This is a genomic window from Methylocystis parvus OBBP (assembly GCF_027571405.1).
In the GTDB taxonomy this organism is placed as follows: Bacteria; Pseudomonadota; Alphaproteobacteria; order Rhizobiales; family Beijerinckiaceae; genus Methylocystis; species Methylocystis parva.
This window is the reverse complement of record NZ_CP092968.1, coordinates 993,056-1,013,539: the sequence shown is the minus strand read 5'-3', so window position 1 is coordinate 1,013,539 and position 20,484 is coordinate 993,056. Positions and strand designations below refer to the sequence as shown.

The 20,484-nt window shown below is 64.0% G+C and carries 21 protein-coding genes; 11 read left to right on the top strand and 10 right to left on the bottom strand.

Features of this window, described 5'->3' with window-relative positions; all coding sequences use genetic code 11:
- The first annotated feature begins 56 nt into the window (after positions 1 to 56).
- From MMG94_RS05050 to MMG94_RS05030, 5 genes are all read left to right on the top strand, one after another.
- Positions 57 to 290, top strand: a complete 234-nt coding sequence (locus MMG94_RS05050; RefSeq protein WP_016920915.1) for a FitA-like ribbon-helix-helix domain-containing protein — start codon at positions 57 to 59, stop codon at positions 288 to 290.
- Positions 284 to 733: a type II toxin-antitoxin system VapC family toxin gene (locus MMG94_RS05045; RefSeq protein WP_016920914.1), complete on the top strand. Its 450-nt coding sequence runs from the start codon at positions 284 to 286 to the stop codon at positions 731 to 733. The genes MMG94_RS05050 and MMG94_RS05045 overlap by 7 nt, the downstream gene beginning before the upstream one ends.
- A 3-nt stretch (positions 734 to 736) precedes the next feature.
- Entirely contained in the window at positions 737 to 1,516 is a 780-nt protein-coding gene (locus MMG94_RS05040; protein WP_016920913.1) for a succinate dehydrogenase iron-sulfur subunit, read from the top strand.
- Between the two features lie 124 nt (positions 1,517 to 1,640).
- Entirely contained in the window at positions 1,641 to 2,018 is a 378-nt protein-coding gene (locus MMG94_RS05035; RefSeq protein WP_016920912.1) for a hypothetical protein, read from the top strand.
- Between the two features lie 145 nt (positions 2,019 to 2,163).
- Entirely contained in the window at positions 2,164 to 3,198 is a 1,035-nt protein-coding gene (locus MMG94_RS05030; protein ID WP_016920911.1) for an aspartate-semialdehyde dehydrogenase, read from the top strand.
- Between the two features lie 119 nt (positions 3,199 to 3,317).
- Here MMG94_RS05030 and MMG94_RS05025 read toward each other — a convergent pair whose 3' ends face one another.
- Both MMG94_RS05025 and MMG94_RS05020 read right to left on the bottom strand, forming a co-directional pair.
- Positions 3,318 to 3,710, bottom strand: a complete 393-nt coding sequence (locus MMG94_RS05025) for a hypothetical protein (protein ID WP_016920910.1) — start codon at positions 3,708 to 3,710, stop codon at positions 3,318 to 3,320.
- A gap of 239 nt (positions 3,711 to 3,949) precedes the next feature.
- The gene (locus tag MMG94_RS05020) at positions 3,950 to 4,687 is read right to left on the bottom strand and encodes an outer-membrane lipoprotein carrier protein LolA (RefSeq protein ID WP_016920908.1); all 738 of its coding nucleotides are present in this window, start codon (positions 4,685 to 4,687) and stop codon (positions 3,950 to 3,952) included.
- Between the two features lie 264 nt (positions 4,688 to 4,951).
- Here MMG94_RS05020 and MMG94_RS05015 point away from each other — a divergent pair, with 264 nt between their 5' ends.
- From MMG94_RS05015 to MMG94_RS05000, 4 genes are all read left to right on the top strand, one after another.
- Complete coding sequence (locus MMG94_RS05015; RefSeq protein WP_016920907.1) at positions 4,952 to 5,236, top strand: BrnT family toxin; 285 nt, start codon at positions 4,952 to 4,954, stop codon at positions 5,234 to 5,236.
- Positions 5,199 to 5,477 carry a BrnA antitoxin family protein gene (locus MMG94_RS05010; RefSeq protein ID WP_016920906.1) on the top strand — a complete coding sequence of 93 codons (279 nt, stop codon included), beginning with the start codon at positions 5,199 to 5,201 and terminating at the stop codon, positions 5,475 to 5,477. The genes MMG94_RS05015 and MMG94_RS05010 overlap by 38 nt, the downstream gene beginning before the upstream one ends.
- 115 nt (positions 5,478 to 5,592) lie before the next feature.
- Positions 5,593 to 6,414: an IS5 family transposase gene (locus MMG94_RS05005; RefSeq protein WP_154419675.1), complete on the top strand. Its 822-nt coding sequence runs from the start codon at positions 5,593 to 5,595 to the stop codon at positions 6,412 to 6,414.
- 57 nt (positions 6,415 to 6,471) lie between these two features.
- Positions 6,472 to 6,654, top strand: a complete 183-nt coding sequence (locus tag MMG94_RS05000; RefSeq protein WP_016922150.1) for a hypothetical protein — start codon at positions 6,472 to 6,474, stop codon at positions 6,652 to 6,654.
- 244 nt (positions 6,655 to 6,898) lie between these two features.
- Here the strand turns inward: MMG94_RS05000 and MMG94_RS04995 are convergent, their stop codons facing one another.
- Together MMG94_RS04995 and MMG94_RS04990 are read right to left on the bottom strand one after the other, a co-directional pair.
- On the bottom strand, positions 6,899 to 9,430 hold the full coding sequence (locus MMG94_RS04995) for a DNA translocase FtsK (protein ID WP_016922151.1): 2,532 nt from the start codon (positions 9,428 to 9,430) through the stop codon (positions 6,899 to 6,901).
- A gap of 82 nt (positions 9,431 to 9,512) precedes the next feature.
- On the bottom strand, positions 9,513 to 10,379 hold the full coding sequence (locus tag MMG94_RS04990) for a YihY/virulence factor BrkB family protein (RefSeq protein ID WP_016922152.1): 867 nt from the start codon (positions 10,377 to 10,379) through the stop codon (positions 9,513 to 9,515).
- Positions 10,380 to 10,529: 150 nt separating this feature from the next.
- On the opposite strand from MMG94_RS04990, the gene MMG94_RS04985 reads away from it, so the two are divergent.
- Entirely contained in the window at positions 10,530 to 12,356 is a 1,827-nt protein-coding gene (locus MMG94_RS04985) for a DUF1963 domain-containing protein (RefSeq protein ID WP_016922153.1), read from the top strand.
- A 381-nt stretch (positions 12,357 to 12,737) separates the two neighbouring features.
- Here the strand turns inward: MMG94_RS04985 and uvrC are convergent, their stop codons facing one another.
- A complete protein-coding gene (uvrC, locus tag MMG94_RS04980) occupies positions 12,738 to 14,720 on the bottom strand; it encodes an excinuclease ABC subunit UvrC (protein WP_016919134.1) in 1,983 nt (660 codons plus the stop codon).
- Between the two features lie 266 nt (positions 14,721 to 14,986).
- Between uvrC and MMG94_RS04975 the strand changes: the two genes are divergently transcribed.
- Positions 14,987 to 16,099 (top strand): calcium:cation antiporter, encoded by a 1,113-nt coding sequence (locus MMG94_RS04975; protein WP_016919133.1) that lies wholly within the window; start codon positions 14,987 to 14,989, stop codon positions 16,097 to 16,099.
- Between the two features lie 237 nt (positions 16,100 to 16,336).
- Here the strand turns inward: MMG94_RS04975 and ung are convergent, their stop codons facing one another.
- The 5 genes from ung to MMG94_RS04950 form a co-directional block, all read right to left on the bottom strand.
- Complete coding sequence (gene ung, locus MMG94_RS04970; RefSeq protein WP_016919132.1) at positions 16,337 to 17,005, bottom strand: uracil-DNA glycosylase; 669 nt, start codon at positions 17,003 to 17,005, stop codon at positions 16,337 to 16,339.
- Positions 17,002 to 17,316 (bottom strand): HepT-like ribonuclease domain-containing protein, encoded by a 315-nt coding sequence (locus MMG94_RS04965; protein WP_016919131.1) that lies wholly within the window; start codon positions 17,314 to 17,316, stop codon positions 17,002 to 17,004. Before MMG94_RS04965 ends, ung begins: the two co-directional genes overlap by 4 nt.
- Before the next feature lie 32 nt (positions 17,317 to 17,348).
- The gene (locus MMG94_RS04960; protein WP_016919130.1) at positions 17,349 to 17,645 is read right to left on the bottom strand and encodes a nucleotidyltransferase family protein; all 297 of its coding nucleotides are present in this window, start codon (positions 17,643 to 17,645) and stop codon (positions 17,349 to 17,351) included.
- A gap of 30 nt (positions 17,646 to 17,675) precedes the next feature.
- Positions 17,676 to 18,977 carry a Tol-Pal system beta propeller repeat protein TolB gene (gene tolB, locus MMG94_RS04955; protein ID WP_016919129.1) on the bottom strand — a complete coding sequence of 434 codons (1,302 nt, stop codon included), beginning with the start codon at positions 18,975 to 18,977 and terminating at the stop codon, positions 17,676 to 17,678.
- Positions 18,978 to 19,238: 261 nt separating this feature from the next.
- Positions 19,239 to 20,480 carry a hypothetical protein gene (locus MMG94_RS04950; protein WP_026016123.1) on the bottom strand — a complete coding sequence of 414 codons (1,242 nt, stop codon included), beginning with the start codon at positions 20,478 to 20,480 and terminating at the stop codon, positions 19,239 to 19,241.
- Positions 20,481 to 20,484 lie beyond the last annotated feature (4 nt).

Here is a 20,484-nt window from a genome sequence, read left to right as displayed (position 1 = left end):
AAGAATATTAACCGGTTCGCGTGTCGCTTCCGGATAAGCTAGACTAGGGGCAGGGCATGAATGCGATCGTCATCCGAACCATCAGCCCGCAGGCGATCGCTCGAATAGAGGAACTCGCGGCGACCCATCATCGAACTGTGGAGGAGGAGGCGGCGGCGATTCTGGAGAGAGCCGTTTTCGATCGCGCCTCCCGCCTTGCAGCAGTCGACCGTATTGCCGCCATGACGCCGAAGGGCGTGGAGCAAACCGACAGCACGGCGATCATCCGGGAGGCTCGTGACCGGTGGTGATCATCGACGCCAGCGTCGCCGTCAAATGGTATGTCGGCGAAGCGCTGCATCCGGAAGCGCGGGAGATTTTGGCTTACGCCGATGATCTTCTGGCCGCGCCGGACATCATCTTCACCGAGGTCGCCAATGCGCTCCGCCGAAAAGTCGCGGAAGGAACGGCGACGCGCGAGCAGGCGCTGGATGCATTGGACGACCTTCCGCGCTGCTTTTCCCGGATTGTTTCCTCGGACAGGACCTTGCGAGTCGCTTTCGACATCGCTCTCGATCTCGGCCACCCCTTTCCCGATTGCGTCTATCTCGCCTGCGCGATTATGAATGACGCAAAGTCGGTGACCGACGATCGCAAATTCCTGGAAAAGGCTGTCGTAAACGGTCACAGAAGCCGCATCGTCCTCCTCGCGGATTATAAGCCGCGAGAACGGCGTGACGAGATCGAGGGCTAAGCAATGGTCGAATTCACCCTTCCCAAGAACTCCGTCATCGGCGAAGGCAAGGTCTGGCCGAAGCCGGAAGGCGCGGTCAATCTGCGTGAATACCGCATCTATCGCTACGACCCGGACAGCGAGGCCAATCCGCGCATCGACACGTTCTTCGTCGATACGGGCGATTGCGGGCCGATGGTGCTCGACGGCATCATCTGGATCAAGAACAAGGTCGATCCGACGCTGACCTTCCGCCGCTCCTGCCGCGAGGGCATTTGCGGCTCCTGCTCGATGAATATTGATGGCGTGAATACGCTCGCCTGCACCAAGGGCATGGATGAGATCGAGGGGCCGATCAAACTCTATCCGCTGCCGCATATGGGCGTGGTGAAGGACCTCGTGCCCGATCTCACCATCTTCTACGAGCAGCACGCCGCGATCGAGCCCTGGCTTCATGCGGGCGCGAACCCGGAGAAGGAGCGGCTGCAATCGCCTCAGGACCGCGCCAGGCTCGACGGTCTGTACGAGTGCATCCTCTGCGCCTGCTGCTCGACCGCCTGCCCGAGCTATTGGTGGAACGCCGACCGCTTCCTCGGCCCCGCCGCGCTGCTTCAGGCGCATCGCTGGGTCTCGGATTCGCGCGACGAGGCGATTGAGGAGCGTCTCGGCTATGTCGACGACACGTTCCGACTCTATCGCTGCCACACGATCATGAACTGCACCAAGGTCTGCCCCAAGGGCCTCTCGCCCGCCAAGGCCATCGCCGAGCTGAAGAACATGGCGATCGAGCGGCAGGAGGCCTGAGCTTTCCCGTAAGAGAGAGGCGTCGGAGCCCGAAGCCGCCCTGCCGTTCCGCCGCGTCTAACGCCCGCCTTGATCCCGCCGCGTCGCGGGGGTAGGACGGCGCGTTCATTTTCGGAGCTCTGCCATGCGTCTCAGCGCGCGTCGTTTTCGTGGTTCTCTCTTCGTTCTGGCCCTGACCTTCGGCTCCGCCGCCGTCGCTCAGGAGCTTCAGCTCGATCCCAAGGCGCTCGACACGAGCGGCGCCGCTTCGTCGTCCTCGGTCCAGACCAAGCGCGGCAAGGGTCGTAAGGGCAATGCCGGGACCGAGGCCGTCGGGCAGCAACCGGCTCAGGGCAAACCCGCCGCGGGCGGACCCAACCGCCAGTTCGGCGAACTCGAGGGCTGGTCGCCGGGCAAGGCCCCGCCGAAGCCCAAGGATCAGCCGGACAGCACGCCTGCGGGCTCGAAAGTGCCGGTCAACGTTACGCCTTCGGGCAATATGGGCGCGGGTTTCGCGTTTTAGGGCGCGTTGCGAAAAAGCGGGAGTCGGTTTTCGTGTCGAACGCGCTCTGAACCATGAAAAACGGTCACTTTGTCTGCGTTCAGGCGTCCGCCCAAAGCAGCGTGATCCAGTATCGGTCGCCGGCCGGGCCGGCTGGAGAAAATTCATGTCGTATAAGGTCGCAATCGTCGGCGCCACGGGCAATGTGGGCCGCGAGATGCTCGATATTCTGGCCGAGCGCCGATTCCCCGTGTCGGAAGTCGTGCCGCTGGCTTCGTCGCGCTCGATCGGCATGGAGGTCTCCTTCGGCGACAAGACGCTGAAGTGCAAGCATCTCGACACTTATGATTTCTCCGACACCGACATCTGCCTGATGTCCGCCGGCGGCTCGGTCTCGAAGGACTGGTCGCCAAGGATCGGCGCGCAGGGCTGCGTCGTCATCGACAATTCTTCCGCCTGGCGCTACGACGCCGATGTGCCGCTGATCGTGCCGGAGGTGAACGCCGACGCCGTCGCGGGTTTCCGCAAGCGGAACATCATCGCCAATCCGAACTGCTCGACCGCGCAGCTCGTCGTGGCTTTAAAGCCGCTGCACGACAAGGCGAAGATCACGCGCGTCGTCGTCTCGACCTATCAGTCGGTCTCCGGCGCCGGCAAGGAAGCGATGGACGAGCTCTTCGCTCAGACGCGTTCGGTCTTCGTCTCCGATCCGGTGGAAGCCAAGAAGTTCCCCAAGCGCATCGCTTTCAATCTCATTCCGCAGATCGACGTCTTCATGGAGGACGGCTTCACCAAGGAAGAGTGGAAGATGGTCGCGGAGACGAAGAAGATCCTCGATCCGAAGATCAAGCTCGTCGCGACCTGCGTGCGCGTGCCGGTCTTCATCTCGCATTCGGAAGCGGTGAATATCGAATTCGAGAACCCCATCACCGCCGACGAGGCGCGGGACATACTGCGTGAGGCGCCCGGCGTGCTCGTCATCGACAAGCACGAACCCGGCGGCTACATCACCCCCCACGAGGCGGCGGGCGAGGACGCGACCTATATTTCGCGCATCCGTGAAGACGCGACGGTCGAGAACGGCCTCGTGCTCTGGTGCGTCAGCGACAATCTGCGCAAGGGCGCGGCGCTCAACGCCGTGCAGATCGCGGAAGTGCTGATGAACCGCAAGCTGCTGACGCCGAAAAAGGCGGCGGCGTAAACTTCGCCGCCTCGCGGCTGTGCGAATGCAAAAGAACGCCTCGTGCTTGGAGACGCCCGTTGCGCGGGCTCGTCAGCACGAGGCGCTGTTCTTGCAGCCGCCTCAGCGGTTGACGCCCCTCAACGGATCTCCAGGGTGATGCTCTCCAGACGCGGACCGCCCGGGCCCGTATCCTGGATGTTCGAGCGCAGCACGCAATGACCGGTGTTCATGACGCTGGTCCCCGCCGCCATCGGAACGACATGGGCGCAAACAGTGCGTCCAAAGAAAATCTGCCTGCTCGCCGGGTCGAAGCGGAGCTTGTCGAGCGGGAACTTCGGATAGGTCGTCCAGTCGCCGGCCGTGTAGCCGTTCATGTCCTTTTCTTCGATCCAGGCGGCGCCGGTCTCGTCATAATTGAACATGAGCCAGGTGGCGCCGCCGCCCATTTCGATCGGTCGCGTTACGACGGGCACGACGGCGGCCTCGGCGGCGCTCGAAGCCAGGAAAAGAAGAAAGACGAGTCTTTTCATTGGAATGCTCCCAGCGGCGACGCCCGCGAGTGAGTGCAAGGCGAACATAACGGCGTCATAGCGTCAAGCGCGGCGCGCGAAGGGAAGGCGAAGCGGCCAAAAGATCGCCGCCGCGCATCCAAGCGGGCGCGCATGCGCTCGTATCGCAACTATGTGCGCCGATCGTTACTGCATTGCTACGCGCTGAGGCTCGTCGACGCGCGCGCCGCGAATCGGGGCGAAGGGCGATGATGCCGCGGCTATTTGCTGATCTTGAACAGCGTCGGATCGGGCGTCTTCGTCTGGTCGATGTTGAAAAGGGTGATCAGCGTCTCATAGCCTTGCGGATCCTTCACGTCCCACTGCTTCAGTTTGAAGCTTTTAGGGTCGAAGATCAGCTTGAGATGCGAGGTGCCGCCGAAGGTCGCCTTGTCCTCGATGAAGATCGTCACGCCGGAATCCTCGATCTGGACATCCTGCACGGTGACGTCCTTTTCGAGATCGATCTTTTCCTTCATCAGGAATTTGAGCGGCGTCTGATTGATGAAATAGAGGTCCTGCGTGCCGAGCTTGCGGTCGCGGATCGCGACCTGCGCGCCGTCGGCGACGACCTCCATCGTCGCGGGCTGGGCGTATTCGAAGCGCACGCGCCCGGCGCGCTGCACATGGAGCTTGCCCTCGGAACGTTTGCCGTCATTGCCGATCTGCACGAAATCCGCGGTCATCACCGGCGAGGCGTTGAAAAAGGCGTTGGCGCGCCTGACCGCCTCATCGCGGGTGACGGGCTTGGGCTGCTCGGCGGGGGCAGCCGGATTGGTGAGCTGAACGGGGTCGGCGTTTTTGGCGGCTTTGCCCTTTTTGCCCTTGGCCGGCGCCGGGGCGGGCTTCGCGTCCGCGGCTTCCGACGCCGGGGCCGGCTCCTTCTTGGCCTCCTCGGCGACGGCCGGCGCGACGAGCGCGAATGCGAGGACGAGGGCGGCGAGGGGGGTGTGCTTCACGGCGCGAATCCGATTCGAAAGACCTTTGCGCCGTCTTCGTAACACATGTTGGCGGAATTTGGGGGCGGGACCCGAGGGCCTGGCTCGACTTGGCCGGCCGAGTCTTGCCATAGTCCGGCAAATAGGCGCGAGCGCCGATTTGTGAGCCTCGGTCGCCGAGTCCCATACCGGCTCAAATGCGGTCGCCGTATACCTCGATATTGGCGCATTGGCGCCGAAACGGATTGATTTGTGTACACACAAATGTATTAATGGAGGCGGCTGTTGGAGCTGCAATTCGAGTGGGACGAAGAAAAGGCCGCGATCAACCTCGCCAAACATGGCGTTTCTTTTCTGAGAGCGGCAGCGGCTTTTGCGAATGAGTTGCTGGAGAAGATCGACGTTCGCGAAGACTATGGCGAGACGCGCATCATCGCCTTGGGGCGCGTCGATGTGGATGTCTATCGGATTGTCTACACATGGCGCGGCGAGGGGATGGTGCGCCTGATCAGCGCGCAGAAAGCGAGCAAGCATGAACGCGAAATCTACTACCGCCAGATTTTCTCTTAGCGAGATCGAGGCGGCGCGGGCGCGCGGCGAGGATAAGACCCGCGACGACGCCCCCGAAGCCGAGTCGCTCGGGGTCGACTTCTGGGATGACGCGCGCGTCGTGATGCCGCCCGGCAAGACTTCCGTCCACCTGCGCCTCGACAGCGACATCGTCGACTGGTTCAAGTCCCGCGGCAAAGGCCATCTGACGCGCATGAACGCGGTGCTGCGGGCCTATGTCGATGCGCAGAAGGGGCGATAGTTGGGGCGGCCACAAGGCTAAAGCATTACCTTGAAATTCAGGTAATCCCTACTCACCTCTTAGAGTCCGTTTGAGAATGGTTGAAGGCTTGTCGCTGGCGTGATTCAAGCACGGGATGTGGACCCGAGCGAATCGCGCCAAGATGGCCGCCATTGAAAAGCAAACCAAGCGGTATCCGACAGATTTGACCGACGAGGAGTGGACGCGCGTCGAGGCGTTTCTTCCGTCGCCAGCGCGGCGAGGACGAAAGCCCTCTGTGGAGTTGCGCGAGGTTTTGAACGCCATCCGCTACATCGCTCGCGCCGGCTGCGGCTGGCGCATGCTGCCGAAGGACTTTCCGCCTTGGCAGACCGTTTACTGGTGGTTTCGTCGCTTCATGCGCCGCTTTCTTTTCGAGACGATCCATGACGTGGCTCTGATGATCGACCGCGAGCGCGCGGGCCGCGCGGCGAGCCCTTCGGCAGGCGTCATCGATAGTCAGTCGGTGAAAGCGCCCGCCGCGAAAACCCGAGGCTACGACGCCGGCAAGAAGATCAACGGGCGCAAACGCCACATCGCCGTGGACACGGACGGACGGCTGCTCATGGTCAATCTGACGACGGCGGATATTTCCGACTCCGCGGGCGCGCAGCAGGTTCTCGACGCCATTCGTAAGCGCTGGCCGTGGATCAAACATCTATTCGCCGACGGCGCCTATGATCGAAGGAAACTCATGGATAAGGCGGCGTTCAAGGACTTCGTCGTCGAGATCGTGAAGCGCATCGACGCCGATCCAGGCTTCAAAGTCCTGCCGCGATGCTGGGTGGTTGAGCGAACCTTTGGCTGGATGACCCGCTGGCGACGCCTCGTGCGCGATTACGAAAAGCGCATCGACGTCTCCAAGGCCATGATCCACGTCGCTCTCGGTGGACTCCTCTTGCGCAGGATCGCGCACTGAAATCAATTCTCAAACGGACTCTTAGCCGTTCGTTCGTCACACTCATAGGAGTAAACGATGGGTGAGAAGACGACTGAAGATCGTTTGTCCTCTTTGGAACATGCTCGGACCGCTGTTTTCGTTGCAGGGCTGTTTGTAGCTTTGTGGCTGGGTAAGACCTCCCTCTATGACATCCCGGCGGGCATAAAGACGGCACTTTCGTCGGAAAAGAAGCCGCGCAGGAGCTGGATGAACTACTAAAAAATTCTCGGAAAAACGCTGCGGCTATCGCGGCCCTTTCGGCAAATGGCACGATAAGTATCGGAGGGGAGTGCTTTAAGCCCACCCTGATAACGCGTTGTAGTCGACCTGGGCAGGCAAACGGAGAGCGAGATCACACAACATGGGTTGTGTGACCGCCAGACATGCGCCCAAGTAGAATACAATTGGGAGGGGACGATCACAGTCCTTGCGCATTGCTGACAGGCATGGTGTAGGCGGCGGATTACTCCGCCGCCTCGATATCGAACGCCCCGCGATCCACCCCGCCGCCGACCAGAATCTCCCGCTTGCCCGCATGGTTCGGGGCGCTGACGACGCCTTCCTTCTCCATGCGCTCCACGAGCGAGGCGGCCTTGTTGTAGCCGACCGAGAGGCGCCGCTGGATGTAGCTCGTCGAGCATTTCTTGTCGCGCAGCACGATATTGACCGCGCGGTCGTAGAGATCGCCGCCTTCCTCGGCGTCCATCGAGCCCGGGGCCGGGGCGTCGCCCTCGTCGCCGCCTTCCTCGTCTTCGGAGGTGATGTTGTCGAGATATTGCGGGGCCCCCTGGGCCTTGAGATGCGCGACGACATGCTCGACTTCGCCGTCGGACACGAAGGGGCCGTGCACGCGCGAGATGCGCCCGCCGCCGGCCATGTAGAGCATGTCGCCCTGCCCGAGGAGCTGCTCCGCGCCCTGCTCGCCGAGAATGGTGCGGCTGTCGATTTTCGACGTCACCTGGAAGGAGATGCGTGTCGGGAAGTTCGCCTTGATCGTGCCGGTGATGACGTCGACCGAAGGGCGCTGCGTCGCCATGATGAGATGGATGCCGGCGGCGCGGGCCATCTGCGCGAGACGCTGGATCGCGCCTTCAATGTCCTTGCCCGCGACGAGCATGAGATCGGCCATCTCGTCGACGATCACGACGATATAGGGCAGGGCCGAGAGGTCCATCTCCTCATGCTCAAAGATCGCTTCGCCGGTCTCGCGATCGAAGCCCGTCTGTACGGTGCGCGTAATCGTCTCGCCGCGCTTCTGCGCCTCGGCGACGCGGGCGTTGTAGCCGTCAATATTGCGCACGCCGACTTTGGACATTTTCTTGTAGCGATCCTCCATCTCGCGCACGGCCCATTTGAGCGCCACCACCGCCTTTTTCGGATCGGTGACGACGGGCGTGAGGAGATGGGGAATGTTGTCGTAGACCGAAAGCTCCAGCATCTTCGGATCGACCATGATGAGGCGGCACTCCTCCGGCTTCAGCCGGTAGAGCAGAGACAGGATCATGGTGTTGATCGCGACCGACTTGCCCGAGCCGGTGGTGCCGGCGACGAGGAGATGCGGCATGCGCGCGAGATCGACGATCACGGGCTCGCCGCCAATCGTCTTGCCGAGCGCGATGGCGAGCTTGTGGTTCGAGTGGATGAAATCCTCGCTGGCGACCAGCTCGCGCAGATAGACCGTCTCGCGCTTCTGGTTGGGGAGTTCGATGCCGATGGCGTTGCGGCCCGGCACGACGGCGACGCGCGCGGACACGGCCGACATGGAGCGGGCGATATCGTCGGCGAGGCCGATGACGCGCGAGGATTTGATGCCCGGCGCGGGCTCCAGCTCGTAAAGCGTGACGACCGGGCCGGGGCGGACATTGATGATCTCGCCGCGCACGGAGAAATCCTCCAGCACGCCTTCGAGCACGCGGGCGTTGGATTCCAGAATGTCCTCCGAAATCTGCACGCCGCCGCCAGACTTTTTGGGCGGAGCGAGGAGCTCCAGGTCGGGATATTCGTAGATTTCAGGCGCGACGGGAGCCTGCTGGCGCATGGGCTGTCGCGTGACGCGGCGCGCCGGCGCCTGGGGGGGCGCATTTGCGGCGGGCCCATGCGGGGCGCGCGCGGGCGCGGGCGCTTCGTCCTCGGCATCTTCGTCGAGATTGCGCGCGCGGCGGGGCGCGAAAGCCATGTAGTCGTCCACATTGTCGAAGATCGGCTCGCGGCGCGGATGCGCCTGCGGAGCCGTTTCGGCTTTGGGAGCGGCTTTGGGAAAGCGCAGCCTGCCGAACAGGCGCACGCCCCAGCTCTTCAGGGTCAGCCATAGGTGGATCAGCGCGCCGAGCGAGATGAGCGCGAAGCCCGGCTCGCCGGCGCGGTCGTCGTCGTCGTCGCCATAGGCCGGGCGTTCGTTTTCGTAATCTTCTTCGAGAGCGGCGTCGCGAATGTCATTGGCCGATTCGAAGCCGAGACCCGCTGCGCCGCTCACCGACAGAATGGCGACGAAAGCGGCGGCGAGGCCGAAGATCGCCATGATGATTCCCGAGCCGGCGAAGATGGCGCGCGGCACGGCGAGAATCGCGTCGCCCGCGACGCCGCCCAGGCCGGAGGGCAGAGGCCAGCGATCGGTTGGCGGCAGGAGCGAGGCCGTCGCGGCGGTGGCGAAAATGCCGGCGACCCAGAGACCAAGGCGCAGCGCCGCGCGCTCGATGCGCCGGCGCTTGATCATGCGCAGGCCCTGAACGGCGAGCGGCACGATGGCCGCGATGGCGCCGAAGCCGATGAGCTGCATCAGGAGATCGGCGGCGACGGCGCCCGGATGGCCGAGCAGATTGCGGACATGCCCGCCAGTCGCATGGTTGAGCGAGGGGTCATGCGCCGACCAGCTCACAAGCGCCAGCGTCATCGCGCCCGCGCTCACGAGCATGGCCGCGCCGACGCCCTCCGCGAGGCGCCGGGCCGAGAATTCGCGGAGCTGTTCGGAATAGTGACCAAATCGATGGCTGCGCATGTCAGGAAAAGCCCGCGTGGCGAGGCGCGGCAGAGGGCGCGCCGACTCCTGGGCAGGGTAAAAAAGCTCGGTTAAGGCGCGCTTAACCCTCGAGCGGCGGTCGGTCGGCGGATTTGTCGATCGGACTGGCGATCGCCTGGTTCAGCTCCGCGCCAAAAATGAAGATGACCGCCAGCGTCTGCAGAAAGACGATGGCGATCATGATCGAGGCGAGACCCGCATAGGTCGAGACGTAATTGCCGGCGAAGCGGGCGAGATAGGCGCCGAAACCCGCGCCGAAGGCGAGAGAAGCCACGAGGGTGAGCGCAAAGCCCGGCGCGAGGCTGATGAGCCGCGGACGGCCCGCCGGGAGCAGAATATGGGCGGCGAGCACGGCGATTCCCACAATGGTGGAGGTGACGCCGTATCGGATGGGCGCATAGAGCGGCGCCAGTTGCGGTTCGATCTCCCGCATCAATCCGGGAAGATGCTTTTCGGCGAGCGCGACGGCGAGCGGGGCGAGCACCATCAAAAAGGCGATGGCGAGCAGCGACGCCGCGCCGAGGAAGACGTAAAGAATCGACTCCAGCCTCAACAGCCACCAGGGCCGGGTGTCGCGAATGTCATAGGCGCGGTTGAGAGCGATGCGCAGCGCCTCGACGCCGCTTGACGAGAAATAGATCGCCAGCACGGCGCCGATCGTCAGCAGCCCGCCGCGCGGTTGCGTGAGCACATTCTTGATCTCCGCCGCTATGGGCTTCGCCACGCTTGGCGGCCAATTCTCGAAGATGAGCTTGGTCGCGGCGCCCGCTTCCTCCTGCAGGCCGAAAAAGGAGGCGAGGGCGGTGAGGAAGATCAGAAAGGGAAAGAGCGAGGTGAGGATCGACAGCGCGATATGGCTGGCGATGGCCCAACCGTCGTCGCGGTTGAACTTCTGATAGGCGTCGTAAAGGATTCGAATGAAAGGCATGGCGGTCAAAGGTAGCGGGCGCGAGCGGACGACGCCACAGGCCGGATCGTCGGTTCATCCTCTTCCCCGATCGCGACGGGGGGCGCCATTCAGGCAAAGCTAACGCCTGCGCGCTACTGTTTACCGCGCTTTCTTTCCGGAGACATCGCCTTGGCCGGACCCCCGACTCTGATCCTCTCGCGCCGTCCGCGCCATGCCGGCGCGGAATGGCGGAACGCCACGAGCTGGTTTGGCGGCGCGCCAAGGCTCGGCGGGATCGAGTGGCCACGCAACGGCGCCGGCCAGCCCATGCATTTCCTCGCCCAGATCGATCTCGCGGAAATCGCCGCGAAGGCGGGCGAGACGCCGCTGCCAAAGGAAGGCTCGCTCGCCTTTTTTGTTTTTGTCGGCGGAGAGCGCGCCGTGATTTACGCGCCCGACCATATGAGCGGGCCGCCGACCGAGCCGCCCGCCGGCATGGCCGATCTTCCGACCGTCGGCGGCGATCCTGAATGGCCGTTCGATTTAACGGGACGCGCGCTGTTTCCCTTCTGGCCGATCGACGTCACGCGCCTTGATATCGACGCGCCGGAAGGCGCCGACGAAGAGGAGCGGATGAAGGCGCAAAACGCGGCCGTCGCAAAACGTTTCGCGCGCCGCAAATATAGCCTTTCGCCCAGCGCCGTTTTCGCCGGTCCGCCCATTCCGGATTGGTGGCGCTGCGCCATCTTCGTCGCGGATCAGCTCGACGCCGCCGTCAGGAATGCGCCGAAAACGATGGCGGATGGCCGGCGCATGCTCGCCTATACGCAAGGCAAGCTCGAAGAGGCGCGCAGGCAGGAGGCTGACGCGATCGAGCAGGCGCAAAGCGCCGTCAATCGGCAAGAAAGCGGCGCGGGGCTGTTGTCGCGCTTGCTGTTCGGGCGCAGGGAGGCTGCGCAAGACGGTCGGTCAAAGAATGCGCCCGGTCAGCCGCAACGCAAGTTGGACGAAGCGCGCCGCAAGGCCGCCGAGGCGGTCAAAAGCGCGGAGGCCAGCGTCGCGCTCTACGAAAGAAAAATCGAAAAGCTGCATCGGCTGCTGCCCGGACTCATCGCCTTCGCCGCCGAGGTCGCGGACTGGACGCGGGGACGCGATCCGTGGAGCCTCATGAGCGCGGACGACCGGGCGCAGCTCGCCCGCTATTCGGCGCGCATGACCGAATTTCCGGAATACACCATCCAGTACGGCGTCACGCCGCTCGACTATATCAAGACGCGGATGTTCGCCAAGCTGCCGAAGCCCGACGATCCCGGATTCGCGATGTTGCCTGCGGATGTGCGCGCGGTGATCTCGGGGCGCTTGGCGCCGCGTCCTCAATGGTGGCGCTCGACGATCCTGTATACGGAAAGCCTCCAGAAAGCCGTCGCCAAGGGTGAGCCGCCCAGCTTGAAAACGACGCGCGAAAAGCTTGCGGCGGGCGGCGTCGAAAAGGCGGAAGCGCTCGCGAAACTTCTGGCGCAGGAGACCTCGTTTCCTGAATTCGCAGCCGATTTCGCGGCATGGGCGAAGGGACGCGATCCCTGGCGCATGATGTCGGACGAAGAAGGCGTCCTTCTCTGGGCGCGTCTCGAACGGCTGCGGACCGAATTCCGCGACGTGGCCTCAGCCTGTCGCGTCGATCGATTTGAGACGCCGGAGCGGACGACGCTCCTGGAGGTCCTGACCGCGGAGGATGAAATCTACGAGACGCTACCGGCGCATGCGCGGGAGCAGATCAATCGCGAATATCTGCTGCCCATCGACATCATGCATCAGATGTTCGGCGAGCCGGTCTTCATTCAGGGCGACTCCTGCGCGCAGGCCGAAGAGGGGAAACATCTCTTGCTGCAATTGGGCTTCGACGATCTGATGTTCTGGTCCTTCGGCGACAATGGCGATTATCAGTTCTGGATTTCGCCGGAAGATCTCGCGCGGCGAAACTGGGACGGCGTGACGATGACGTTCGAATGCCATTGAGGGCGTTTGCAAAGCAGCCGGTCTTTTTGTTCGTCTCCTCCTTGTTACCGTTTCGCCCGTCCGTCATTGCGAGGAGCGGAGCGATGAAGCAATCCAGAGCGTCATCACGGTTCTGGATTGCTTCGCTTCACTCGCAATGACGAGAGGTATGCGCTTGCAGGGCAATCGGGTGAATGCCGGTCGTGAGCGAATCCCTCCCCTTTACGGGGAGGGTGGCCCCGCGAATGCGGGGCCGGGTGGGGTTAAGCCCCCACCATATTTATTGCGGCGCGAGCCCCACCCGTCGGCCTGCGGCCGCCGACCTCCCCGTAAAGGGGAGGTATTGGGCGGCTAACGTCAGAGATTGTCGTTCATCTGATTGGCTTGGATGCGTCTGGGAGCTCAATCGCCCCTTTGAAAATGATCGTACACCATCCGCGCCGTCGCCTTGTTGATGCCGGGCGTTTTTTCGAGGTCTGATAGCCCCGCCCGCGCGACGCCTTTCGCGGAGCCGAAGGCGAGCAGCAGCGCGCGCTTGCGCGACGGCCCGATCCCCGCAATCTCATCGAGCGGGTTCTTCGTGAACTCCTTCTTGCGCCGCGCGCGATGCGTGCCGATGGCGAAACGGTGGGCTTCGTCGCGCAGGCGCTGCACGAAATAGAGCGCCGGATCGTGCGGCGGCAGGCGGAAAGGCTCGCGTCCGACGACGAAGAACTGCTCGCGCCCCGCGTCGCGATCGCGGCCCTTGGCGATGGAGGCGAGCGCCACGCCTTCGACGCCGCTTTCGCGCAAGGCTTCGCGCGCCACGTCGAACTGTCCGCGCCCGCCATCGATCAGCACGAGATCGGGCTTGGCGGGGAAAGCTTCGGGATCGGCTTCCTTCTCCGGCTCCTTGGCGAGGCGCGCGAAGCGGCGCGTCAGCACTTCGCGCATCATGCCGTAATCGTCGCCGGGCGCGATATCCGCGCTCTTGATGTTGAAGGTGCGATAATGAGTCTTCATGAAGCCCGACGGCCCCGCGACGATCATTGCGCCGATGGCCTGTTGTCCGCCCGTATGCGAATTGTCATAGACTTCGACGCGGCGCGGCGCGGCGGGGAGGCCGAAGACCTCGCCGAGCGCCGCCAGCAATCTCAATTGGCTTGCATCCTCCGCCAGCTTGCGGCCGAGCGCCTGCTTTGCATTGTTGAGCGCATGCTCCACAAGCTCGCGCTTCTCGCCGCGCTGCGGCGCGATCACGTCGACATTGCGGCGCAGCTTCGCGGAGAGCGCGTCCTCCAGAAGCGCGCTGTCCTCGATCGGATGCGAGAGCAGCACGCAGCGCGCGGAAGGGTGCTCGTCGTAGAACTGCGCAAGAAATGAGTCGAGCACCTCGGCCTCGGTGAGGCTCGCGTCGGCGCGGGGGAAATAGGAACGGTTGCCCCAGTTCTGATAGGCGCGGAAGAAGAAGGCCTCGATGCAGAAGCGCCCGGCGTCCTTGGCGATGGCGAAGACGTCGGCCTCTTCGACGCTGCGCGGATTGATCCCCTGCGCGCCCTGTATCGCCGAAAGCGCCGAAATGCGGTCGCGCAATCGCGCCGCGCGCTCGAATTCGAGCTTTTCCGCCGCCTCCGTCATCTCCGTTGCGAGCTGCTCGCGCACGCTCCTGCTCTTGCCGGAGAGAAAATCGCGCGCCTCCTGCACCAGCACGGCGTAATCGTCGATCGAAATCTCGCCCGTGCACGGCCCGGCGCAGCGCTTGATCTGATAAAGCAGGCATGGCCGCGTGCGATTGTCGTAGAAGCTCTGCGCGCAGGAGCGCAAAAGAAAGGCGCGCTCCAGCGCGTTCAATGCGCGATTGACGGCCCAGACGCTGGCGAAGGGTCCGAAATAATCTCCCTTGCGCACGCGCGCGCCGCGATGCTTGGCGATCTGCGGCGCCGCGTGATCGCGCGCGATGAGGATATAGGGAAAGGACTTGTCGTCCCGCATCAGCACGTTGAAGCGGGGCTTCATCTGCTTGATGAGGTTCGCCTCGAGCAGCAGCGCCTCGGTCTCCGTCTCCACCGAGATGAAGACCATCGACGTCGTCGCCGAAATCATGCGCGCGATGCGGTTCACATGACCGGCGAGGCGCGTATAGCTCGCCACGCGCTTGCGGACATTCTTGGCCTTGCCGACGTAAAGCACCTCGCCATTCTCGGCGATCATGCGATAGACGCCGGGGCCGTTCGGCGCATGCTTCCAATATTTCTTGATGACCGCGACGCCGCGCTTCACGCTCTCGGGCGTCTGCGGCGCATCTTCCTCCGGCGGCGCGTCCTCCTCGATCGGCGCGTCGCTCGCGTCGACTATGTCGTCTTCCTCGGGCGGGAGGTCGCGCGGCGCGATCGGAGGCGGGGTCATGTCCCAGATTTATGCTCCGTTTGCGGCGATGGGAAGAACTTTGAAAAGCATGGCCCCGCATCTGCAGCCCGGCTTTCGACGGGCGGCGGTTTCGTCAGCCCGAAATCGACCGGACGTCGCCTTCGTCCGGCCGCGTCTTGAGATGAAACAGCACGCGCGGCTCCGCCCATGCACCCGAATTTTACGCTGGCGACGTCTGCGCTTGCGCTCGTCGCACGGCGCCGGCAAAGTCTCCGCCGAGCTTGGGGTTATATATCGGGGGCGGAATGAGCGGCGGCGGCGGGATCACGATCGGCGGGATAGTGTTCCCGGCTTTGGCGCTCGGTCTTGCAGCGGCTTTCAGCGCCGGAGAGATCTGGATTCAGCATCTCCACCCGTCCATCGCCTTCCTTCCGCCATTGCTCGCCGCCGCGCTGATCGTGGGCGCGGTTTTCGCGACGCTGCAGCATGCGGAGCTTGTCGGCTTGAAAGTCGGCGAGCCGCTCGGCACGGTGGTGCTCACCATTTCCGTCACGATCATCGAAGTGGCGATCATGTCGTCGATGATCGCGCATGGCGACGAGGATCCGACCGAAGCCCGTGAAGCGGTTTTTTCCGCCATCATGATCGTCTGCAACGGGCTCGTCGGGCTCTGTCTGCTGCTCGGCGGTTTCCGCCACGGCGAGCAGGAGCTGCATCCGATGGGCGCGAGCGCATATCTTGCGGTGTTGATCGCGCTGTCCGTGCTCACGCTGGTTCTGCCCGACTTCACGACCTCCAGCGCCGGACCGACATTGACGCCGCCGCAGCTCGCCTTTGTGAGCGTGCTGTCGATCCTTCTCTATGCGTCATTCCTCTTCATTCAGACGGTGCGGCACCGGTCCTATTTCATCGACGTTCACGCCGCGGCCCTGGGGCATGGCGAAATGAAGCCGTCGCTTCGCGATACGATTCTCTCGGTGGTCGGCCTCGGCGCGAGTCTGCTCGGCGTCTCGCTCCTCGCGGAACGCGTGATACCGGCGCTCGAAGCGGGTTTGAACTGGGTCGGCGTGCAGCAGATCAATCCCGTCAGCGGGGCCATCGTTTCGACGGTCGTGCTTCTGCCGGAGTCGCTCAATTCCATTCGCGCAGCGCATCGAAACGCGCTGCAGACGAGCCTGAACGGCGCGCTCGGCTCCGTCGTGGCGACGATCGGACTCACGGTGCCGGCCGTGGCGCTCCTCAGCCTCGCCACCGAGCGCGAGATCATGTTCGGTCTCGACAAGCGCGACTCGGCGATGCTCATGCTCACGCTGATGCTCTCCGTGGTGAGCTTCGGCGCCGGGCGGACGAACGTCCTCACCGGCCTTGTTCATCTCGTCGTCTTCGCGACATATGTGTTTTTCCTATTCGTGCCCTGAGCGAGCGTCGATGAGCGACCACGACCTTCAACATTCTTGTCGCGGCGCCGGCCCCCACCCTTGATCCCTCCCCGCAAGAGGGAGGGAGGGGCTCGCGATCGAGACGGCTGATCCTGTTCGCACCTGCCGCGTTTGAGCGTGATCCCGCACGGCGCGGCATCATCCCTCCCCCTTGCGGGGAGGGCAGGGTGGGGGCGGCGCCGCTGCAACAATCTTCGAAGGACGCCACGGCGTTCGTCACCATTCGATCGGCGTCTCGCCATGCGCGGCGAGATAATCATTCGCCTTCGAAAAATGCCTGCAACCAAAGAACCCGTTATGCGCCGAGAGCGGCGAGGGGTGCGCGCATTCGAGCACGAGGTGCTTTTTGCGGTCGATGCCGGCGCCCTTGCGCCGCGCATAGGAGCCCCAGAGCATGAAGACGACGCCTTCGCGCTCGCGCGACAAGGCGTGCACGGCGGCGTCGGTGAACTGCTCCCAGCCCTTGTTCTGATGCGATCCCGCCTGCGACGCGCGCACGGTGAGCGTCGCGTTCAACAACAGCACGCCCTGTTTCGCCCAGCGCGAAAGATCGGGGTCGCGTGAGACCGGGCGGCCGAAATCGGCCTCGATCTCCTTGAAGATATTCTGCAGCGACGGCGGCGGCGGCACATTGGCGCCGACCGCGAAGCAAAGGCCGTTCGCCTGTCCGGGACCGTGATAAGGGTCCTGTCCGAGAATGACGACCTTCACCTTGTCGAAGGGGCACTCGTCGAAAGCGCGGAAGATCTGCGCGGCCGGCGGATAGATCGCGCCGGACGCGTATTCGTTTCGCACGAATTCGCGAAGCTCGGTGAAGTAGGCTTTCTCGAACTCGCTTGCGAGACGCCTCTTCCAGCTTTCATCGATGCGGACGGGTTTGGTCATCGTTCCGGAAATTGCTCCATAATCGCTTGCAGCGCCGTCTTCAGGCGCGGAAATTCGTCTATGACGACATTCCACAGGATCGGGTCGGAAAGAGAATGATATTCGTGGCGAAGCACATTTCCAATTGCGCGGACCGCGCGCCAATTGATCTGCGGCTGAGTGGCGGTTACGTCCGCCGGCAGGGCTCGGCTGGCCTCGGATATGATCTCGACCGCGCGTTCAATCGCATGTTTCAAAATCCAGTCGGCGCGGTAGTCGTCGATGGTCTTTCCTGATACCGCGCGCTCAGCACCCTGGATCGCCGCCAGCATGTCATCAATGGCGTGTCGAAACTCACGCGGCATCAGAACACGCGGACGGCTGAGCCCTCGATCCGGGGGCGGAGCCGGGGATGGAGCCCGTCTCTGGTCGTCAGATCGACGGGCGTGTGCAACTCTTCTTCCAGGAGCAGCTTGAGGTCGACAAGGTCGAGGGCGTTAAAGCCGCCAGCAGGGTCGTAGTCGATGAAGAGGTCGACATCGCTTTCAGGTCCGGCTTCGTCGTTCGCCGCGGAGCCGTACAGGTACAGCGCCGTCGCTCCACGAGCCTTGATCGCGGCGCTGTTGCGTCTGAGTTCGGAAAGGATCTGATCGCGGTTCACGGGTCTATTCTAGCTGAAACGCGCACCGTCTCAATCCTGCAACGGCCCCCATGCCGGGTCGCTCGCATAGTTCGGCGTCGGCACGAGCGTCTCGGAGCGGCCGAACACGTCCACCATGTGAATCTTCGGTCCGCCCGAGCCGCCGCTTTCGCGGAAAAACATCAGGAACAGCCCGTTCGGCGCCCAGGTGGGGCCTTCATTGTGGAAGCCCTCGGTGAGGATGCGCTCGCCCGAGCCGTCGGTCTTCATCACGCCGATGGCGAAATTGCCGCCATTCTGCTTGGTGAAGGCGATGTAGTCGCCCTTGGGGCTCCAGACCGGCGTCGAGTAGCGGCCGCCGCTAAAGGAGATGCGCTTGGCCTCGCCGCCATGCGCGCCCATGACGTAAATCTGCTGCGAACCGCCGCGGTCGCTCTCGAAGCAGATGCGCGCGCCGTCCGGCGAATAGGACGGCGCCGTGTCGATGGCGCTCGTGTCGGTGAGCCGCGTCGTCGTGCGTGAGCGCAAATCCATCGTGTAGAGATTGGTCGAGGAGCCCTGCGACAGCGACATGATGATCTTCTGCCCGTCGGGCGAGAAGCGCGGCGAGAAGGTCATGCCGGGGAAGTTGCCGACGACCTCGCGCTGGCTGTTCTCGATATTCATCAGCAGGACTTTGGGATCGCCATCGTCGTTGAACGCCATGTAAGTGACGTCGAGCGAGGAAGGCGAGAAGCGCGGCGTGACGACGAGCTCGTCGCCGCGCGTCAGATAGCGGACGTTGGCGCCGTCCTGATCCATCATGGCGAGACGCTTGCGGCGTTTGTCCTTCGGGCCGCTCTCGTCGACGAAGACGATGCGCGTGTCGAAGAAGCCTTTCTCGCCGGTGACGCGCGTGAAAACCGCGTCGGACAAAAGATGCGCGACGCGGCGCATGTTGGAGGCTTCCGTCACATATTGCTGGCCCGCGACCTGCTCGCCGGTCGTCACGTCGAAAAGGCGGAATTCGGTTTTCAGCCGTCCGTCGCCCGCGCGCTGCGAGCGGCCGGTCAGCACGAATTGCGCATTGACGGTCTTGTAGGCGTCGAGATCGGGCTGGTCCGGCGAACCGCCTCCGCCGACATTGGCGTCCACCGGATGCAGAAAGACCGAACGCTTGAAGTTGTTCTGCGTAACCGACGTGATGGTGCGCGCGGCCTCGTCGCCGACGAAAGGCGCGATGGCGATGTTGATCGGCTGAAAGCCGCCGCCCTTGAGATCGATGATGCGCCCGGCGCGCGCGGGCGCGACGGGCGCGAGAGCGGCGCCGGCGATGAGGCCGGCGGCGGCGCGGCGGGTGATGAGGCGGGTCATGCGAAGTCCCGGGTCATGCGAAGTCCATTGAGTAGCGCTCGCAGTTCGAAGCGAAGCGCAGGGAGTGACGATTGACATCTCTATAGCTAAGACGCTCCTCCCCGCGCTTCGCGGGGGAGGGATGAGGCCGCCCCGTTCGGGTTGATCCTCGAAGGCCCGCGACCAGGGCGTAAGCCGCCTTCCTCCCCCTTGCGGGGAGGGATAAAGGGCGGGGGGCGGCGCAGCCATGACCGCGCCTGAACTGAGCGACGCGAGCCAGCATCAATTCGCATCCTGGAAACGGATGGTCACTTCATGCAGCGCTTCCTCGTAAAAGGGCATGAATTCCGACGGAATTTTCATGGGGCTGCAGCGGCGCACCGCCTGCACGGCCTGTTCGCCGCGCGCCTGCTCCACGGGGTTGGCGGAAGGGTTCACGAGGCGGGGGCGGCCTTCCAGCGCGCCGTCGCGCGAGAGGTGGAATTCGACGACCGGCGCGAAAGTGGCGCCGCCGAGCGACAGCGCCGACGCCCAGCACGGATGGTAATGATCGTGGATGTAGGACGCGATGCGGGCCTCCATTGAGGCGGACAGTTTCGGCGCGGCGCCCGCCGGCGTCCCGATAGAGGCGGTCCGGATCTCCTTGTCGGTCGCGGCGCGGCGCTGCGGCGCTTCCTTGCTGAGCATATTGGCGATGCTCGCCGCGTCGAATTTCGACTTGGGCGCATTCTCGTCGCCGGATTTCGGCTTCGCGCCCCTCATATTCCTTTCCGCCGCCTCGCCCTCCGCGCCGTTCTGCGTCTTCGCAGGCTTCTCTTCCGCCTTCTTGCTCTCGAGAAGCCTGGCGACGTCATCGGCCTTCAGGCGCGGCTTCTCGGGCGCGGGCTTCACCTCCACTTTCACGTCGGCCTTCTCCGGCTCCGGCTTCTTTTCCGGCTTCGGCGTCTCCTTCGCTTCCTTCTCCGGCTTTGGACGCTGAGGCGGCTTCGGCTTCACGATCTCCGCGTCCTTCGGCTCGTCCGGCTCCTTTTCAGGCGCGGCGGCTTTGGGCTTGGCGGGCGGCGCCGGCGCGGGCTTCGCCTCGGCCGGCCTTTCGACAGGCTTTTGCGGCTCGGGCTTTTTCTCGACGGGCCGCGTCGGCGGCTCGGGCGCCGGGGGCAGGGCGGCGACGCGCTTGGGCGGGAGCGGCTCCGGCTTGTCGTCGGCTCCGGGGTCCGGCAGGCGCTTGAGAGGCGGGGGCGGGACGGGGACGTCCTTCCTGGCTTCCGCGAGCGGCGGATGCGGCTTGGCTTCGGCCTCCTTGGCGACCTTGTCGGCGCGATGCGCGGGCTTGGCGTGAGGCGCCGTTTTCTCGCCCTTGGTCACCTGAGTCGGCGCGTCTTCGGTGACGACCTCGACAGGGATCGGCTCCTCGACATCGTCGAATTTCGGCGCGTCCGAGAACAGCACGAGCGCCGCCACCAGCAGGCCCGCATGGGCCGCGGAGGAGATGACGACGCCGGGCTCGGAGCGCGAAACTCTCATTCGA